Consider the following 16,902-nt stretch of genomic DNA (forward strand, 5'->3'; position numbering starts at 1 on the left):
AATAGCTTGGTATTTATTATTGATGGAAACTATGAAAAGATTTTTTTTACTATTATTTATTATTAATGTGTTTGTTAGTTGTTCTAAAAAAGAGAAAACAGATACTGAATTATTAGAAATAGATAAGAAAACACTAAATGAAAGTTTAGATTCATATAAAATTATGCCTTATAAGTTTGGTAAAATTTTAATAAGATCAGCAATTACTAAAGATACTATCTCTACAGAGTTTAAATCTTTTAAAACAGATATAGATAGAATTTCTAAGCGGTTAATGAGTCATGATTTTAAAAATCCTGACAACATATCATTGTTAGAATACATTTCTATTTATAGAGATTATAGAAAAATGGAGGAATTTATCATGAAAACCGATGAAGATATATTTCCTCCATTATTAGATGCTTTTAATGTAATCTATGGAGATTCTATTAGTAAAAAAAGACCTTATTACTCTGGAAAAGAAAAAGAAGTAGTTCAGAATTTAGAACATACTGTTTTAAGTGCTATTGTTATTCTAAGTAAAGATTTGGGTAAAGAAGTTTCTTTATATGAATGCTCTAAAACCAAACCAGAATTATTACCTGATACAGAAATAAAAACATTATTACAGTATTTTAGAGGTTTTTTGTTTTTTGAAAAAGGATTATACTATATGTCTGAAGATGAAATATCAAGAAATATAAATTGGTTAGATAATAATAAAAATATCGACTTGCCATATACTAGGTCTATGTTTCAATGGGGGAATCTAACTAACGAGAAAACACATTTAGCGATTCATTCATTAAATCATTTATTTAGAGCTTTTGATAGGTTAATGATGGACAGAAAAGTTGATGAAGATAGAGCTTTAGAAGATTTTGAAGTATTTTTAAAAGATTCAAAAGAAATTGGGTTAGACAATGAAGTTATTTGGTCTATAGAAACTTATTTGTATTTAAAAAATAACAAGAGTGAAAAAGCAATAACATCATTAGTTAAACTTAAAACAAGTAATTTGTTATCATTAGATGATAAAAACAAAATTGATGATGCTATAATATATTTAAAGAATAGAAAACCAGAGAGTGTATTAAATGGTTTTTATGATAAGTATTTTTTAAGTAAAATAGCGACAAAATATATGTTTTCTATGTTAGCTCAAGTAGATTGGGAAAAGATAATGAAAGAACAAAATGTACCACATACTGAAGAAATGTTTGTTGTTATAGATAAATTTAAAGAAATGACAAACAACTTAAACAAATACACATCTGTAGATAAATTAAAGGAAGTAGGGAACGATATTAAAGATAAAGGAATAAACCTTTTTGATAAAGCTAAAGAACTTGTAGAATAAGGACTTTAATTACTTTTTAAATTACAAAAACTGCTCTTTTCTATTATTAGAAAGCGCAGTTTTTTTTGTGGAATTATTACTCGCTACTTAATATTTCTTTAACAGCAGCTTGATATTTTTTAGGATTTCCAGCCTTTTTAATTTTTTTATAGGTCTTTTGAGGATTTGCAAATGACTTAGAAAAATACTCCCAAAAACCTAGCATTTTCATTTTTATAGGAGTTGGACCAGATAAAGCAGCATCGTATTGGTGATAAATTTCGTCATGAAAAGCTTCAAAACGTTTCCATCTATCTTTTGGGTATTCGGTTGTATTGTCTTTTATCATTTGTGGTAAAAAAGGATCACCAATTAAGCCACGACCAATCATAAAATGAGTAATACTAGGAAAACGTTCTTGCATTGCTTTAAAACCAGCTACAGAAGTAATATCTCCGTTATAGTATAGTTGATGTTTAGCGGTATCTATACACTTCTGAAAAGCATCTAAATCTACACCACCTTTGTATAGTTGTTTACCTATTCGTGCATGAATAGCTATATTTTTTAATGGGTATTTATCTAAAATAGGGAAGGAGTGTAATATCTCCTCACTATTCTCATAACCCATTCGCATTTTCATAGAAACTAAAATATCAGTTTCGTTATGCGCTTTGTGTAATACTTCATCAATTCTTGCAGGGTTGCAAATTAATCCTGATCCCATTCCTGATTTTGTAACCATTGGATACGGACAGCCTAAGTTCCAATTCAATTCCTTATAACCTAAACTCTGCACATATTTAGCTACAAATAAAAACTCATCAGCATTGTTTGTAATTACTTGTGGTATAACTGTTAAAGCATCATTGTTTTCAGGTAATAAATCACGTTCATAACTCGATTTAATTTTCATTTTTCCATTTAATCGAATATATGGAGCATAATAAGTATCAATACCTCCAAAGTATTTATGTTGTGCGTTTCTAAAACGAAAATCAGTAAATCCTTGTAAAGGTGATGAAAGTAAGGTAAAACTCATAAATATTTAATAAGCTGCAAATATAACTTACTTATGGTTTAAAATTAACTGTAAACTTTATACTTTTTAAATAGAAGAATTACAAATAAAAATAACCCTGTTTTTATTTAAAACGTAGAAAAACAACAAGTTAAATAGAAAAGGTTTAAAGTTATTTGGAATTAAGAATTTCTACTAAAGATATGGTACATAAAAGTATGAGTTTTAACTGACTAATTTTTTATAATTATCTGTGTGTTTTTATATATTTGCCAAAAAAAATTGTCTACTAAAAATGCTATGAACTATTACTGTACTTTTTTTTTAGGCAAAATACTAAAATACCTAAAAATTTAATTATTATGAAAGTAGTAAAACTCTTTGTCTTGGGGATTATTTCTCTAACAATTTTTAATTCATGTAACTCAAATGAAATCGATGATCTTCAAAATCAAATATCCTCTTTAGAAACGAGAACTACGTTGTTAGAAGCAGATGTTGCAAAATTAAAGGAATTAATAGAAAAAGTAAATACAATCAAAGAATCACTTGATAATCTTGATGGTTTAGTTGAAACAAATACCCAATTACTCAATACATTTAAAGACAAAATTGATAGTATTGAAGAAGCTATGGTTAATTCTGATAAAGATATGAGTGAGCTTGAAGCAGAATTATCGGAAGTAAAAACAGCGTTGGATAATTTTATGGAACAAAATAAAATTTTTCCAGGCGATTTAATTATACATTCAAGTGTTCATGCCGATATCGTTAAATTATTTGAAGAAAGAAAGTATGAGATTATTATGGGAGATTTGTTGATATCCAATGTGTCAGCAAGTAGTATTGAATATTTAAATAATTTGATTGTAGTAGGAGGAGATTTTTCTATTAAAGACACAGATTTAATAAACTTAGAGACTTTTAGTAATTTAACAGCTGCTGGAGAAATAAGAATTGGAAATAATACTTTACTAGAAAGCTTAAAGGGTTTAGAGAATTTAACAAAAGTTGGAGATCAATTTTTAGTTTATGATAATCCATCGTTAGAAAGTTTAATAGGTTTAGAAAATTTAATAGAAACTGGAACATATTTTAATATTTCAGGTAATAATTCACTAACGAGCTTAACAGGTTTAGAAAACTTAACAAAAGTAGGAGGACAATTCTCTATTTCAAATAATGAATCACTAAAAAACTTAACAGGTTTAGAAAATTTAACAAAAATTGGAGAAAGCTTTTCTATTAGAGATAATAATTCACTAGAAAGTTTATTAGGCTTAGAAAATTTAACAGAAATTGGAGGAGATTTTAATCTTGCAGATAATGCTTCACTAAAAATCATAACAGGCTTAGAAAATTTAACAAAAATTGGAGGAGGCTATTTTTATATTTTAGATAATGCTTCACTAGAAAGTATAACAGGTTTGACTAGTTTAACAGAAATTGCAGGGAATTTTGATATTAGAGATAATGCTTCTCTAAAAATTATAACAGGTTTAGAAAATTTAACAAAAATTGGACGTTCTCTTAGTATTGTAAATAATGATTCACTAGAAGATTTAACAGGCTTGGCAAATTTAACAGAAATCGGAGGATATTTTAATATTTGGCTTAATGATTCACTAAAAAGTTTAATAGGCTTAGAAAATTTAACTGAAATTGAAGAGAAATTTAACATTGGGGGGAATATTATATTAGCTTCATTTTGTTCATTACAAAATTATTTGAATACTGATGCTTCATTAGATTTAGATATTAATGGAAACCTTTATAACCCATCTATTGAAGAAATTAAAGATAGTAGTACTTGCGAACAATAGGCTAATTATTTTTTTAAAAAAATACTCGTTAAAAACACCTTTTTTAAGGTGTTTTTTTATGTATGAAATTTAAATAAACAAAAGGAAGTTAATTTGGAATATTCTTAGTAAAAAAAGGAATGTTTACTGATGAAAGTAGTATAAAACTCATAATATTTAATAAGCTGGAAATATAACTTATTTATGGTTTAAAATTAACTGTAAACTTTCTATTTTTGAAATAGAAAAATTGCAAATGAAAATAATCCTGTTTTTATTAAAAAAACACAAACTAAAAGTAATCATTATAAGTGTATTAATGATTGCTTATTATTTGTGTTTACCCGAGAAATTATTTTTAACACCAACATCAACAGTTGTTACTGCAAAAAATAACGAACTATTAGGGGCGGTTATAGCCAAAGATGGTCAATGGCGTTTTCCTGAATTAGATTCGGTTCCAAAAAAGTTTGAAGCCTGTATTTTACAATTTGAGGATGTTCATTTTTATCATCATTTAGGTTTTAATCCAATTTCAATAGGAAAAGCATTTGTAGAAAATATAAAAGCAAAAAGAGTTGTTCGTGGAGGAAGTACGCTTACACAACAAGTGATTAGATTATCACGAAAGAATAAAAAACGTTCTTATTTAGAAAAAATAAAAGAGTTGGTATTGGCTACTCGATTGGAATTTCGATTATCAAAAGAAAGTATTTTAAAACTATATGCTTCGCATGCGCCTTTTGGAGGGAATGTGGTAGGGTTAGAAATGGCATCTTGGCGGTATTTCGGCTTAAAACCACATCAATTATCTTGGGCAGAAACAGCAACATTGGCGGTTTTGCCAAATGCTCCATCGTTAATTTATCCAGGAAAAAATCAACAAAAATTAAAAGAAAAACGAAATAGACTACTTAAAAAGTTATTTGTAGAAAAAGTGATTGATAAAACTACTTATGAATTAGCTTTGGAAGAAGAATTACCTCAAAAACCATATGTATTACCTCAAATTGCTACTCATTTTGTGCAAGAAGTAGCAAAAAAACATAAAGGAAAATATATACAAAGTTCTTTAGATATACATATACAAAAGCAAGTAAATAATTTGGTGAAACAACATTATGAACGTCAAAAACAAAACGAGGTTTATAATATTGCGGTACTAGTATTAGATGTTGCTACAAGAAAAGTTATAAGTTATGTTGGAAATTCACCAACCGATAAAGCACATCAAAAGAATGTAAATAATGTTGTTTCAGCAAGAAGTACGGGAAGTACTTTAAAACCATTTTTATTTGCTCAGATGTTACAATCAGGAGCTATATTACCAACACAGTTAGTTGCAGATGTGCCAACCGAAATAGCGGGATATACTCCTAAAAACTTTGATTTAACTTTTGATGGAGCTGTACCTGTAAATCAAGCTTTAACCCGGTCTTTAAATATCCCCGCAGTTCGTATGTTACAATCATATGGATTAGAGAAATTTAGAGCAGATTTAAAAGACTACAACATTTATGATATAGATAAATCGGCTGATTATTATGGCTTATCATTAATTTTAGGAGGTGCTGAGGCTAGTTTGTGGGATTTATGTAAAACTTTTGCAGGTTATGCAAGTATTATAAATCACTTTGAAATTACAAAACATAAGTATTATTCAAATGAATTTATTGAACCTAGTTATATAAACTCTTCAAATTTAAATTTTGGAACTCTTCAAAAAGATTATAAATATATTGATGCAGGTGTTGCTTATACGACGTTAAATACGTTAACGGAAGTTAATAGACCATATACCGACCAGGCATGGAAATACTTTGATTCTTCTCAGAAAATAGGATGGAAGACAGGTACTAGTTTTGGATACAAAGATGCTTGGGCAATTGGTGTAACTCCAAAATATGTAGTTGGTGTTTGGGTTGGAAATTCTGATGGAGAAGGCAGACCTGACTTAACAGGGGTAGGTAGTGCGGCTCCACTATTATTTAATGTTTTTGATGTGTTACCAAAATCAGATTGGTTTTTAGAACCTTTTGAAGCGTTAATTGAAGAAAATATTTGTGAAAAAAGTGGTTATTTGGCTTTACCTATCTGTAAATCAATTGTAAAAAAGATTCCTAAAAATGGCGTAAGAGCAAAATCGTGTCCTTATCACAAACAAATAACAGTTGATGTTACTGAAAAATTTCAAGTAAATTCTAACTGTGAGTCTGTAACTAATATGAAAACAAAATCGTGGTTTGTTTTACCTCCACTAATGGCTCATTATTATAAACAAAAAAACGCCAGCTATAGTACGTTACCTAATTATAGAAGTGATTGTAGTTTATTAGAAAATAATACAATGGATTTTGTATTTCCAACAAAATATCGATCTAAAATATCTTTAACAAAAGGAGTAGATAATAAAGTAAATGCTGTTATATTAAAAGTAACACATGCCAGTGCAGATGCTACTTTGTATTGGTATTTAAATGATGTTTTTATAGGAAATACAAATCAATATCATGAACAAGCAATTATACCTGTAAAAGGGAATCATAAAATTACAGTAATTGATAATTTGGGTAATGAAAAAACACGACTTATAGAAATATTGTAATACTATTTATATTAAAAACACTAAAACACTTTTTATAGAGTATTTAAAGCACTTTTATTGTATTTTTTTTAATTCGTCATCATATAACCCAATCAAGAGACTATTACCTTTATTGTCTATTTTAATACCGCCATACTTAGCTTTTTCATACTTTTTACCTTTACCTTCTTGAAAAAAGAAAGATTCAGCTCCTATATTTATACCTCTCCACTGCTTTAATGTATACCTTATAATGTATTCAGTAGTATTAATAGGTTTTTTATTTGCTTGTAATCTTACTTTGTGAGCAATACCATTTTCGTCTAATTTAACAACACAAAATCCTCTTTTAGAAACACTATCATATTTAATATTTCTTGAAATGGCATAATTTAAAGTCATATAATCACCTTGCATTAAAGATCTCGGGTCAACAGGAGCCAGCTCTAATAAAACTAACTTTCCTTCAGATAGTAATGTTTCTTTCTTAAGCAATGAATTATTAAATAGCCAAAGTAAAACGATAAGATTAATAAGAACAATCGCCCATTTATACTTTTTCATCTGAAAGAATGTATTTATTAGTGAATATATATAAGAATAGAAATACGATGCCTGAAGAAAATAAGATTATCGATTTTGTTAACAATGTGAAATTTAAATCATAATAATATTGAGAGATAAAATATATAAATGAAATTATCCCTATTGCTAAACCTGTTTTATATTGTACAAGAAAGCATAATAACATAATTGCGATAGCTCCTAATATAGTTGGAGCTAAAACTAAAGATATTAGAACTAAACTAGTAAGAATATATATTAATAATTTATTTGTAAGATTTTTTACTTCAATAATTTTTAAAATGGTGTAAACCATATATATATTAACAATTATAAGTGTTATTGATGATAACCATATATTATTAGGTGATATTAAAAATAAATTTTCTTTACTAAAAGCTACAAGCCCAATTAGTAAAGAAATTATGAAGCCTATTCTAAAAGGAGCATATAATTTAGATATTTTTACATTTGAAGATATTAGTTTAGCTTCATTTAAAAACAAATATGCAAGAATTAAAACAGAAAGGCCAATATATAAATGGATAAAATCATACGCATGATGAAAGGTTAATAGGTAAAGAAAACAGCTGTTAACAGTTAGTATAGCAATAAATGATAAAATATAATTTTGTGTGATAAATAATGAGAATATAGCTATAAGACTAATTAACCCTGAAATAATATTTTCATCAAAATTCATTTCTGTTAATCCGAAAACTAGTAATATATTACCAATAACATATGAAGAAACGCTAAAAGTATCTATAATAAGCTTGTCATAAATTTTATTAAGTAAAATAGCAGATGCTATAAATATGAATCCAAATAATACTAATCCAATTTCAGAATTGTACAGTCCTGCAATTAACAGAAAGCCTATAAAGGCAATAGTAGCTAAGAAACCACCAAAAATAGAAAGTATTTTAATCGCTAAACTAGATTTGTTATCTTCTTGTATTTTAAAATCTTTAAGAATAGCTTCTTCATTATATTGGAAATTCTCTCCTTCAGACAAACGAACTTCATCTAATATTTTTTTTTTGTTAATTAGTTTCTCCATTTTTTCTGTAGATTAATTAGAGTTTTAATAACTAAAGTTATACTTGAAACAACAAACAAACTGATTATAAAAAACATACTTGCATCATTTGATAATTCTATAAGAAAAGAAGAAATAATAATGATAATACTAAAAGGTATTATTGAGAGATAAAAACCACTTTTTACTTTTAATCCATATTTAACTCCAATAGCGTATATTATTGATGTAATTATTATTAATAAGATGAAACTTGTTTGTTGTTTTTCAAAAACTCCATTACAAATACCTATTGTACTAAAAGTAACAGCAACCAATGCTATTAAATTTGTAAACCAAATTGGTGGTTCAATTTCTTTGATGTTCTTTTTACAAAATAAAGCAAATAGTAAGAATACAACATTGACTATAAAGAGCAATAAAAGCACAGAAATTTCTGAGTAATCTTGTGCTACTTGCTCTGTGTATAATATTATTGTTGTATTTATTAAAGTGATAAACAGTAACCATAATGGGGCAAAGTTAGAAATTATGACCCAAATTGTAATTGCCATAGTCCAACCTAAGAAGAAGTCGTAAGCATTGGCACCTGTTTGATAAATTTGCCCGAAAACGGCAAATAAAACACCTACAAGTATTGAACTTCCTGTTAGAATTATGTTTTTAATATTTAAGCTGATTTTAGAAAAAACTACAATTAAAGTTGTAATTATAAGTAAACCTTCAATTAAACTTATTTTCATGAACTTATGTAAGTCAGCCCAATTATAAGCAAAGAAAAAAAGTACTCCAGCAGTTGTAAAACTAATACCTAAACTAATAAAAAGTATTTTTATAAACTTTAGCCAAGAAGTTTTATCATTATAAACATTCTTTTTTAATGCTGTTTCAATACTTTTTTCTGACCAATTACTATGCCTACTTATTATTTGAATGTCTTCTCTTTCAATCTTAGCCATTTATTTTTTAAATATTTAGTGACCTCTGTAGATAATTTTTTAAATGTATGATTCTATTTTTTCTGTACAAATAATTTTTTTCAATCGAACTCCGAAATCGGCTAATGTTTTAATTTCTTTAATACCAGCTAATCGCTCTCTACCAATTACTAACAGCCCTTTTTGATTTCCTTCAATATGGTAGTATTTATTACTTTCAAAGAACAGAACAAGTTCATCGCTGAAGAATTTTTTTATTTCAAAGGCATTTTTTCCTGAAAGATAAAATCGTTTTGAAAAGTCAGGATGGTTTTCAATATCAATATCTTTAAAGCCAGCAAAATGATAAATATATTCGAAAATCCCCTCTTTATCTAAAGTGAATTCAGGAGTGTATTTCGCAATATCAATGTACATCATTGTTACTTTAATAATTTGTTTTGCAATTAATTCTCCTTCAGAAAATTCAACATCAAACAGTGTACAATTTTCGTTAGATAAGATATTTGATACTTTACTTATCTGTCGTGTCTTAAAATAACCAAAATGAGGAATTTCGGTAACAGCTTCTTTTGGCAAAGAATCATAGCTCCATTTTAATTCATTACTAATTTTTTGTAGTGATTTTTGTCTTTTGGTTAAAGTATTAACATTTGTGTTTTGTTCAGACTGAACAGGAATGTTCTTACGCAAAGCAAATGGGTGCTCACTTCCAGTTTTATAACCATCTAAGCCTATTACTTCAAAATAACCTCCTTTACGTTTAAAAGTTTCAGCATAATTATTAAGGTTTTCCATTACTGAATGATCTATAAAGTCACATAAAGAAAAATCGATTATAGCTTCTTCATTTTCAGGTATCTGATCTAACTTAGATTTTAATTTTGTATAATTTAGGAAACTAGAGAAGTTTTTTACAGAAACATAATACTTTTCATCTTCTTTAAACATTAAAACATTTGGTTTTAATAGGTTTCTAATAAAAAGCATCAGGTTTTTATTGATGAAAACATGAATAATGAATGTAATAAATATTCCAGCTAATATACCTGTAATTAAACTAGTTGCTATGGTTGTTAGTAAGGTAACAAAGAATATAATTAGTTGCTCTTTTCCTATTTTAAATACTTTTCTAATGTTTTCAGGAGAAGCTAATTTATAGCCAGTATATACCAAAATAGCAGCTAATGCAGGTAAAGGTATTTTACGAAGTTCTGTTGCAAAAAGTAAAATAAAAATAACTAAGAAAGTTGCATGGAAAAAGTTTGCAGAACGATTACTCCCTTTATTATTTACGTTTACTGAACTACGTGCAATTACCGTTACAACATTTAAGCCTCCTAAGAAAGCACTGATTACAGTTGCCAACCCTAAAGCTCTAATATCTTTATTTACATTAGATCGTCTTTTTAAAGTATCTAATTTATCTACAGCTTTAATACTAAGTAAACTTTCAATACTTGCTATTAAAGTAATAGCAATTACAGCATTGATAAATTCAAAAGTATAGGCTTTCCTAAAATCAGGAAAAGCAAAATTAGATAATACGTCATTAGGTAAATTGATCAATAAATTTTTATCTATAGGATATACGTCTACTGAGAATAAATCGTAATAATAATACATACCAATACTTAAAACAACAATCCACATAGGAGCGGGGATAAGCTGAAAGTATTTATTACGTATTTTACTATAAAATATCATTATCAGTAAACTAATAATACCTACTAAACCGGCATATAGAACACTCGTATCAGGAGTTTTTATAAAGTTTATTATAGCTTCAGGAACTTGTATTAATAAACTAATGATACTCCCTTTAGCGTTTAAATTACCTAGCATTACATGAAATTGCTTTGCAAAAATTCCAATACCAATTGCAGCTAACATTCCTTGAATGGCTGAAGAAGGAAAGTAATCTCCGAGAGCACCCATTCTAAGAAAGCCAAGAATTATCATTATTGCACCCGAAATAACGATAGCAGCAAGTGTATATAAATAACCTTGATGCATATCACCAGCACCTAAAGTGGTTATAGCAGCCAGTACAACAACAACTAAACCGTTACCTGGCCCAGTAATGGTTACATTTGAACCTCCTAAAATAGCAACGACTGTACCTCCAACTATTGCGGCGATAACACCTGAAATAGGAGGTGCCCCAGAAGCTAATGCTAAACCGAAACCTAATGGAAGTGCAATTAATGAAACAACGAAACCTGCAAAAATATTTTGTGGTATTTTACTTAAAAATGTTTTAAACCCTTTTCCCATCTACTTAACTATTAAAACATCGGTTGGTAATTCTGATAATATATATTCTAAATCGTGAGGAAATATTCGATCTAATATTCCTGTTTTTTTAGGAGCACTTATAACTAATAAATCAGCTCTTTTAATTTTTGCATAATGACCTATAGAATAACCTCTACGACCAAAAATACTTTGTGTTTTTACAATAATATCACTTGTGTCAATATGCTGAAGCATTTTTTCTACACGAGCATCTTCGCGTTTCTGCATGCGTTCTTTTTCTAATGTTGTTTTACGTAATGATACGTCATCATTAACCTTTACATTTAATTCAGTTTGACTAATTTCTTCAACGATTGTAACTCTTTTGCAATCTAATTTTTGCGATAAATTAAAAGCTGTCTTAATTGTTTCTTCCGTTTTGTGATCTTGCAAGCCACTAACTACAATATGTTTACAAGGTACTCTTTCTATAGCAGGTCTTATAAGCAATAATACTGAGCAAGGAGCCTTTCTTGTAAGCTCTCTAGCAATTGAACCTACATAATATTTATATAACTTTTCTTTTTGTAAAGCACCAAGAATTAGTAGATTAACATTCTCTTGTTTAGAGGTTTGTAGGATAACGTCAACAGGTTTACCTTCTTGCCAAATTGTTTTTAAAGGAAGTTCTAATTTTGGGGCTTCATTTAATAATTCTTGTAATTGGTTTTCTTTTTCAATAGATTTTTTACCGACATGTACTCCAACTAATTGAGCGTTAAACATATTAGATAATCTTATTGTTTCAAATAAGTTTGCTTTTAAACTAGGAGAAAAAGCAATACCAATTAAAATTTTATGTATTTCTTGCAATAGATCTGTTTTTATCTGAAAGGCCTAAAAGTAAACAAATAATCGAAAATAAAGAGAATTAAATGAAGAGATTATTATAGGTCTAAGCCGAAAGTATTTTTGAGCTTTTCAATTAATGGATTTTTTTCCTTTAATTTATTATACTTTTCTTGCGGAGTGTAAGCAAACTTCTTTTCTGCAATTGCATTAACAACAACATCAATTTGAATTCCGTAATTATTTAATTTTTCACGTAAAAAACCAATAAGTTTTGGTTTACCTCGCTCTAATTGTGTTTTCATTAAATCATTAGGTAAAGAAAAAATTATGGAATAATTTTTTCCTAACTGAGGCTCACTAGAGGCTAAGATAGCTGCAATACTGCGTTCACCAAGTTCTTGTAATTTAAAGTAATACTTTTTCCATGCATCCTTAAGTTCTTCATGAGTAAACGGAGTTCTGGGATGGTTTTCGAAATTTTCGTCTTCACTAAAACTCGTTTTTATCTCTTTTTTCTGATGAATACTTTTTAAAGATAAAGCTGAAGCACGGCGTTTTATGTTTTTTAATAAAGGTTTTGTTGATTCTGCAACAACCTTAGTTAAAGGAGCCTGAATTTTTGGCTTAACTTGAACTTTTTCTTCAGTTTTTACAACAGGAACAGATGTTACTGTTTCTTTCTTTACAGAGGGAGATAAAGATGTGAAAAATGTAGCAGGAATTATGTAGTTGCTAGATTTTTTTTTTGCTCCATCAAAATTGATAGAGGCTATTTGCATTAAGGTTAATTCTACCAGTAATCTTTGGTTTTTACTGCCTCGGTATTTTAAATCGCAATCATTAGCTTTATCAATAGCAGGGAGTAGAAATTGCATATTAGCCTTTTTGGCTTGCTCTAAGTATTTCTTTTTAGTATTGTCTCCAACTTCTAGCAAAGATATAGTTGCTTCATCTTTTGCAACTAATAGATCTCTAAAGTGTGATGCCAAACCATTAATAAAATGATGTCCTTCAAATCCTTTACCTAAAACATCACTAAATGCCATTAATACTTGTGGTATTTTATTATCAACTAATAAATCAGTAATATTAAAATAGACATCGTAATCTAATACATTTAAGTTTTGAGTAACAGCTTCACGAGTTAAATTACTACCAGAAAAACTAACAACTCTATCAAAAATAGATAAAGCATCACGCATAGCCCCATCAGCTTTTTGAGCAATAACATGCAATGCATCATCATCAGCAGTGATATTTTCTTTTACACAAATAGTTTTTAGATATTCTTTTGCATCTAAAACACCAATTCGTTTAAAATCGAATATTTGACAACGAGATAATATAGTTGGTATAATCTTATGTTTCTCTGTAGTAGCTAAAATAAAAATAGCATGTGCAGGCGGTTCTTCTAATGTTTTTAAAAAAGCATTAAAAGCTGCTTGAGAAAGCATGTGTACTTCATCAATAATATAAACCTTGTATTTTCCTGTTTGAGGCGGAATACGAACTTGATCGGTTAAACTACGAATGTCATCTACTGAGTTGTTTGAAGCAGCATCTAATTCAAAAATATTAAAGGCAAAGTCTTCATCAGTATTCGTATCAGCATCTTCTTGATTTATTCGTTTTGCAAGTATACGAGCACAAGATGTTTTACCAACACCTCTTGGTCCTGTAAAAAGTAAAGCTTGTGCTAAATGGTTGTTTTTTATAGCATTTTCTAACGTATTTGTGATGGCTTGTTGCCCAACTACATCTTCAAAAACTTGAGGACGATATTTACGTGCCGATACTATAAAATGCTCCATTAATTTGTAGTGTTTTAGGTATAACAAAAATAGAAAAAAAGAATTCATAAATAATAATATAAACAATAAAAATTTATTATAAATTCGCAACTAAATTTTTAAAAAAAAATACTATGAAAAAAATTAATTATTTATTAATGTTGTTTGCTGCTGTGTTTTTAACTGTTGTATCATGTACAGAAAGTAATGAACCAGATGTTGCAAATCCTACTACAGTTGAAGAAGATAAAGAGAATATAAAAGCTAATATGGATAGCTTTTATAGTTGCTTAGAGACTCTAGCAGATGGAGGTTTTTCTGATTTCTTTTACAAAGCGATTATAAAAGAAGATGTAGAAACAACTCATTCTGGTTCATGGGGTTCATACACTGAATCTGAATCGTGGATTAATTTTACAATGGAACAGTTTGATAGACAGTTTGGTCCTTTTAATAAAGATAATGGATTTAATTATAATGGATTAAAAGGAAAATATTCTTGGGATATTGTTGAAAAAAAATGGGAGAGAATTGCTGATGCTTCAATTATAGAGTTAAATTTCCCATCGGTTTATACAGGTACATTAAATAATGCAGTATTAATTGTTGACAGCTATGAAGATATAGAGGTTAGTTATACAAATGAAATTGTAAAATTACCTACAAAAGGACATTTATTAGTAACTGTAGATAATGTTAAAACTTTTGAAATAGATATAAAAGAAGTAACATATGATGTGAATACTAATTTTTCTATGCCTTTAAAAGCAGATATTCAGATTTTTACAAGTCCTTTTACAAATTCTTTTAAATTTAATAGAGTATCACCAACTAAATTTAACTTCACTTATTCATTATCATCAGAAGGTGATTGTGGGTATACATTTAATACTGATTTAGAGTTGAATACTTCAGATTACGGTAATGTTTCAAGTATTGAGAACGACCTTAAAAAGATAAAAGGTTATTTTTCTCATAACAATTTAAAAGTTACATATAGTTTCGACGTAACTAAAGTAAAAGCTTTAGGTAAGAAAATAAGTGAATTATCAACAAATGAAATTAACACGATTTTAGATAGTGAATTATTATATAATGATATTAAAATATCTGATATAACAATTGATGATAAAGCTGATTTCCCTTTTAATATGACTTTTAAAGATGGTGAAAAGGAGAGTGCAGAAGTTTATTTTGGTGACTTTACTAAGAGAATAGAAGAAATTACAAAAAAATATTTTAATTAATGAATTGTTCAAAAAAAATAGTTCTACTACTTTTTTTAACTATATATAAAATCGCTCTTTCTCAAAAGAGCGATTCTTTTTTGGATATAAGAGATAGTAAACATCAAATAAGTATTGCTGCATCCCGATTTATAAACTCAGTTTTTCCTACAGACAAGAATGCGTATTTATTAACATATAGATTTAAAAAAAATAAGAAATATCATTACCGCTTAGGTTTAAATTATAATTTAGATACAAGTGAAGGAGGAACGGTTGATTTTGGAGCTAAAATAGGATATGATAAACTATTTAAGAGAACCCGAAAGTGGGAGTTTTATTATGGTTTTGAGTTGGGTGGTATGTATCATCATATTAAAGAGAGTGATAAGCATTTAGGAGCTGCCTTAGGAAATAGTTTTTTAGGGATAATGTTTAATATTTCTAAGCACTTTAGTATAAGTACAGAGCCAGGTATTTTTATTAAGTATAACTTTGTTGTAGATAATGGAAGTTTTGATAAGAAAGCAAACAAAAAATGGATAGATAGTGGTTTCTCTAATGTAGGAATTATTAATCTAAATTTTCACTTTTAATATGTAATATAATTATATTTATACGACTTAAGGTGTATAAAATATGATATATGAAATTAATAAAGATACTTAGCTTATTAGTTATTCTTCTTAGTTTATTTGGTTTTAAAAGTAAAAAAATAAAAAATGTAGAGGGTGTAAATAAGGGAAAAAAGGAATTAAAAAAGGCCTATTTTGCAAGTGGATGTTTTTGGTGTGTAGAAGCGGTCTTTGAAAGCGTAATAGGAGTGGAGGAAGTTGTTTCTGGATATGCAGGAGGACATACACAAAATCCAACATATAAAAAGATAGGAACGGGGCGTACAGGGCATGCTGAAACTGTAGCAGTATACTATAATCCTAAAAAAGTGAGTTTTCAAACATTAGTAGCAGTATTTTACGGGTCTCATGACCCAACAACTGTGAATGGGCAGCATCCTGATTATGGTTCTCAATACAGATCGATAGCTTTTTATAATACGGTAAATGAAAAGAGGATTATTGAAGCCACTATTAAAAAGTTAAATACAGAAATATATAAAGGTAAAATAGTTACAGAAGTTACAAAGTTTACGAAGTTCTATCCTGCTGAAGAGTATCATCAAAATTATGAGCGCCTGCATCCTGAAAATCCATATGTAAAAAATGTTTCAGTACCTAGGTTAAATAGGTTTAAACGTAATTTCCCTCAATTATTAAAGAAAGGAAAGCATTAAAACCATCGATTTTATATGTGAAATCACAAAAAAAACTCCCCAAATTACACTGCCCCCAAAAAGTTAGACACTATTTGGGGGTATTTTTATGGGCAGAAAAGTCAAGTATGATTATGCATTTAAACTTGAATGTGTAAAATTAGTTTTAGAATCACACTATTCAGCAGCAGCTGTTTCTAAACAAAAAGGTCTAAATGAATCTAACATTCGTAAATGGGTTGGTTTTTACAAAG

Annotated in this window: 14 protein-coding genes; 7 read left to right on the top strand and 7 right to left on the bottom strand. The window is 28.2% G+C overall.

All coding sequences use genetic code 11. The features are described 5' to 3' along the window. Positions 1 to 31 precede the first annotated feature (31 nt). Positions 32 to 1,342 carry a hypothetical protein gene (locus H518_RS0108045; protein ID WP_028888579.1) on the top strand — a complete coding sequence of 437 codons (1,311 nt, stop codon included), beginning with the start codon at positions 32 to 34 and terminating at the stop codon, positions 1,340 to 1,342. A gap of 76 nt (positions 1,343 to 1,418) precedes the next feature. On the opposite strand, the gene H518_RS0108050 is transcribed toward H518_RS0108045, so the two are convergent. Further along, positions 1,419 to 2,363 (bottom strand): tRNA dihydrouridine synthase, encoded by a 945-nt coding sequence (locus H518_RS0108050; RefSeq protein ID WP_028888580.1) that lies wholly within the window; start codon positions 2,361 to 2,363, stop codon positions 1,419 to 1,421. Between the two features lie 341 nt (positions 2,364 to 2,704). On the opposite strand from H518_RS0108050, the gene H518_RS20470 reads away from it, so the two are divergent. Together H518_RS20470 and pbpC are read left to right on the top strand one after the other, a co-directional pair. Beyond that, positions 2,705 to 4,165, top strand: coding sequence for a leucine-rich repeat protein (locus H518_RS20470; RefSeq protein ID WP_051263712.1), 1,461 nt, complete (start codon positions 2,705 to 2,707; stop codon positions 4,163 to 4,165). Between the two features lie 235 nt (positions 4,166 to 4,400). Further along, entirely contained in the window at positions 4,401 to 6,749 is a 2,349-nt protein-coding gene (pbpC, locus tag H518_RS0108060; protein WP_043706715.1) for a penicillin-binding protein 1C, read from the top strand. Positions 6,750 to 6,803: 54 nt separating this feature from the next. On the opposite strand, the gene H518_RS0108065 is transcribed toward pbpC, so the two are convergent. From H518_RS0108065 to dnaX, 6 genes are all read right to left on the bottom strand, one after another. Continuing rightward, positions 6,804 to 7,292: a GDYXXLXY domain-containing protein gene (locus tag H518_RS0108065; RefSeq protein WP_028888582.1), complete on the bottom strand. Its 489-nt coding sequence runs from the start codon at positions 7,290 to 7,292 to the stop codon at positions 6,804 to 6,806. Then, positions 7,279 to 8,355 (bottom strand): DUF4401 domain-containing protein, encoded by a 1,077-nt coding sequence (locus H518_RS0108070; protein ID WP_028888583.1) that lies wholly within the window; start codon positions 8,353 to 8,355, stop codon positions 7,279 to 7,281. The genes H518_RS0108065 and H518_RS0108070 overlap by 14 nt, the downstream gene beginning before the upstream one ends. Next, the gene (locus tag H518_RS0108075) at positions 8,343 to 9,293 is read right to left on the bottom strand and encodes a DUF2157 domain-containing protein (protein ID WP_028888584.1); all 951 of its coding nucleotides are present in this window, start codon (positions 9,291 to 9,293) and stop codon (positions 8,343 to 8,345) included. Before H518_RS0108075 ends, H518_RS0108070 begins: the two co-directional genes overlap by 13 nt. Before the next feature lie 39 nt (positions 9,294 to 9,332). After that, entirely contained in the window at positions 9,333 to 11,549 is a 2,217-nt protein-coding gene (locus H518_RS0108080; RefSeq protein ID WP_028888585.1) for a SulP family inorganic anion transporter, read from the bottom strand. Next, positions 11,550 to 12,383, bottom strand: coding sequence for a universal stress protein (locus H518_RS0108085; protein ID WP_028888586.1), 834 nt, complete (start codon positions 12,381 to 12,383; stop codon positions 11,550 to 11,552). 74 nt (positions 12,384 to 12,457) lie between these two features. Continuing rightward, positions 12,458 to 14,173, bottom strand: coding sequence for a DNA polymerase III subunit gamma/tau (gene dnaX / locus H518_RS0108090; RefSeq protein ID WP_028888587.1), 1,716 nt, complete (start codon positions 14,171 to 14,173; stop codon positions 12,458 to 12,460). 113 nt (positions 14,174 to 14,286) lie between these two features. On the opposite strand from dnaX, the gene H518_RS0108095 reads away from it, so the two are divergent. The 4 genes from H518_RS0108095 to H518_RS21555 all read left to right on the top strand — a co-directional run. Further along, positions 14,287 to 15,399, top strand: coding sequence for a hypothetical protein (locus H518_RS0108095; RefSeq protein ID WP_028888588.1), 1,113 nt, complete (start codon positions 14,287 to 14,289; stop codon positions 15,397 to 15,399). Between the two features lie 80 nt (positions 15,400 to 15,479). Next, a complete protein-coding gene (locus H518_RS0108100) occupies positions 15,480 to 15,974 on the top strand; it encodes a hypothetical protein (RefSeq protein ID WP_155995184.1) in 495 nt (164 codons plus the stop codon). Between the two features lie 50 nt (positions 15,975 to 16,024). Further along, positions 16,025 to 16,669 (top strand): peptide-methionine (S)-S-oxide reductase MsrA, encoded by a 645-nt coding sequence (msrA, locus tag H518_RS0108105; RefSeq protein WP_028888590.1) that lies wholly within the window; start codon positions 16,025 to 16,027, stop codon positions 16,667 to 16,669. Positions 16,670 to 16,757: 88 nt separating this feature from the next. Then, positions 16,758 to 16,902: transposase (locus tag H518_RS21555; RefSeq protein WP_043706388.1), on the top strand; the 145-nt coding region annotated here is incomplete at its 3' end.

This window comes from Tenacibaculum ovolyticum DSM 18103 (genome assembly GCF_000430545.1).
In the GTDB taxonomy this organism is placed as follows: Bacteria; Bacteroidota; Bacteroidia; order Flavobacteriales; family Flavobacteriaceae; genus Polaribacter; species Polaribacter ovolyticus.

Coding starts and splice junctions, on each gene's coding strand:
- H518_RS0108045 (WP_028888579.1), top strand. CDS start 32: ATGAAAAGATTTTTTTTACTATTATTTATTATTAATGTGTTTGTTAGT.
- H518_RS0108050 (WP_028888580.1), bottom strand. CDS start 2,363: ATGAGTTTTACCTTACTTTCATCACCTTTACAAGGATTTACTGATTTT.
- H518_RS20470 (WP_051263712.1), top strand. CDS start 2,705: ATGAAAGTAGTAAAACTCTTTGTCTTGGGGATTATTTCTCTAACAATT.
- pbpC (WP_043706715.1), top strand. CDS start 4,401: ATGAAAATAATCCTGTTTTTATTAAAAAAACACAAACTAAAAGTAATC.
- H518_RS0108065 (WP_028888582.1), bottom strand. CDS start 7,292: ATGAAAAAGTATAAATGGGCGATTGTTCTTATTAATCTTATCGTTTTA.
- H518_RS0108070 (WP_028888583.1), bottom strand. CDS start 8,355: ATGGAGAAACTAATTAACAAAAAAAAAATATTAGATGAAGTTCGTTTG.
- H518_RS0108075 (WP_028888584.1), bottom strand. CDS start 9,293: ATGGCTAAGATTGAAAGAGAAGACATTCAAATAATAAGTAGGCATAGT.
- H518_RS0108080 (WP_028888585.1), bottom strand. CDS start 11,549: ATGGGAAAAGGGTTTAAAACATTTTTAAGTAAAATACCACAAAATATT.
- dnaX (WP_028888587.1), bottom strand. CDS start 14,173: ATGGAGCATTTTATAGTATCGGCACGTAAATATCGTCCTCAAGTTTTT.
- H518_RS0108095 (WP_028888588.1), top strand. CDS start 14,287: ATGAAAAAAATTAATTATTTATTAATGTTGTTTGCTGCTGTGTTTTTA.
- msrA (WP_028888590.1), top strand. CDS start 16,025: ATGAAATTAATAAAGATACTTAGCTTATTAGTTATTCTTCTTAGTTTA.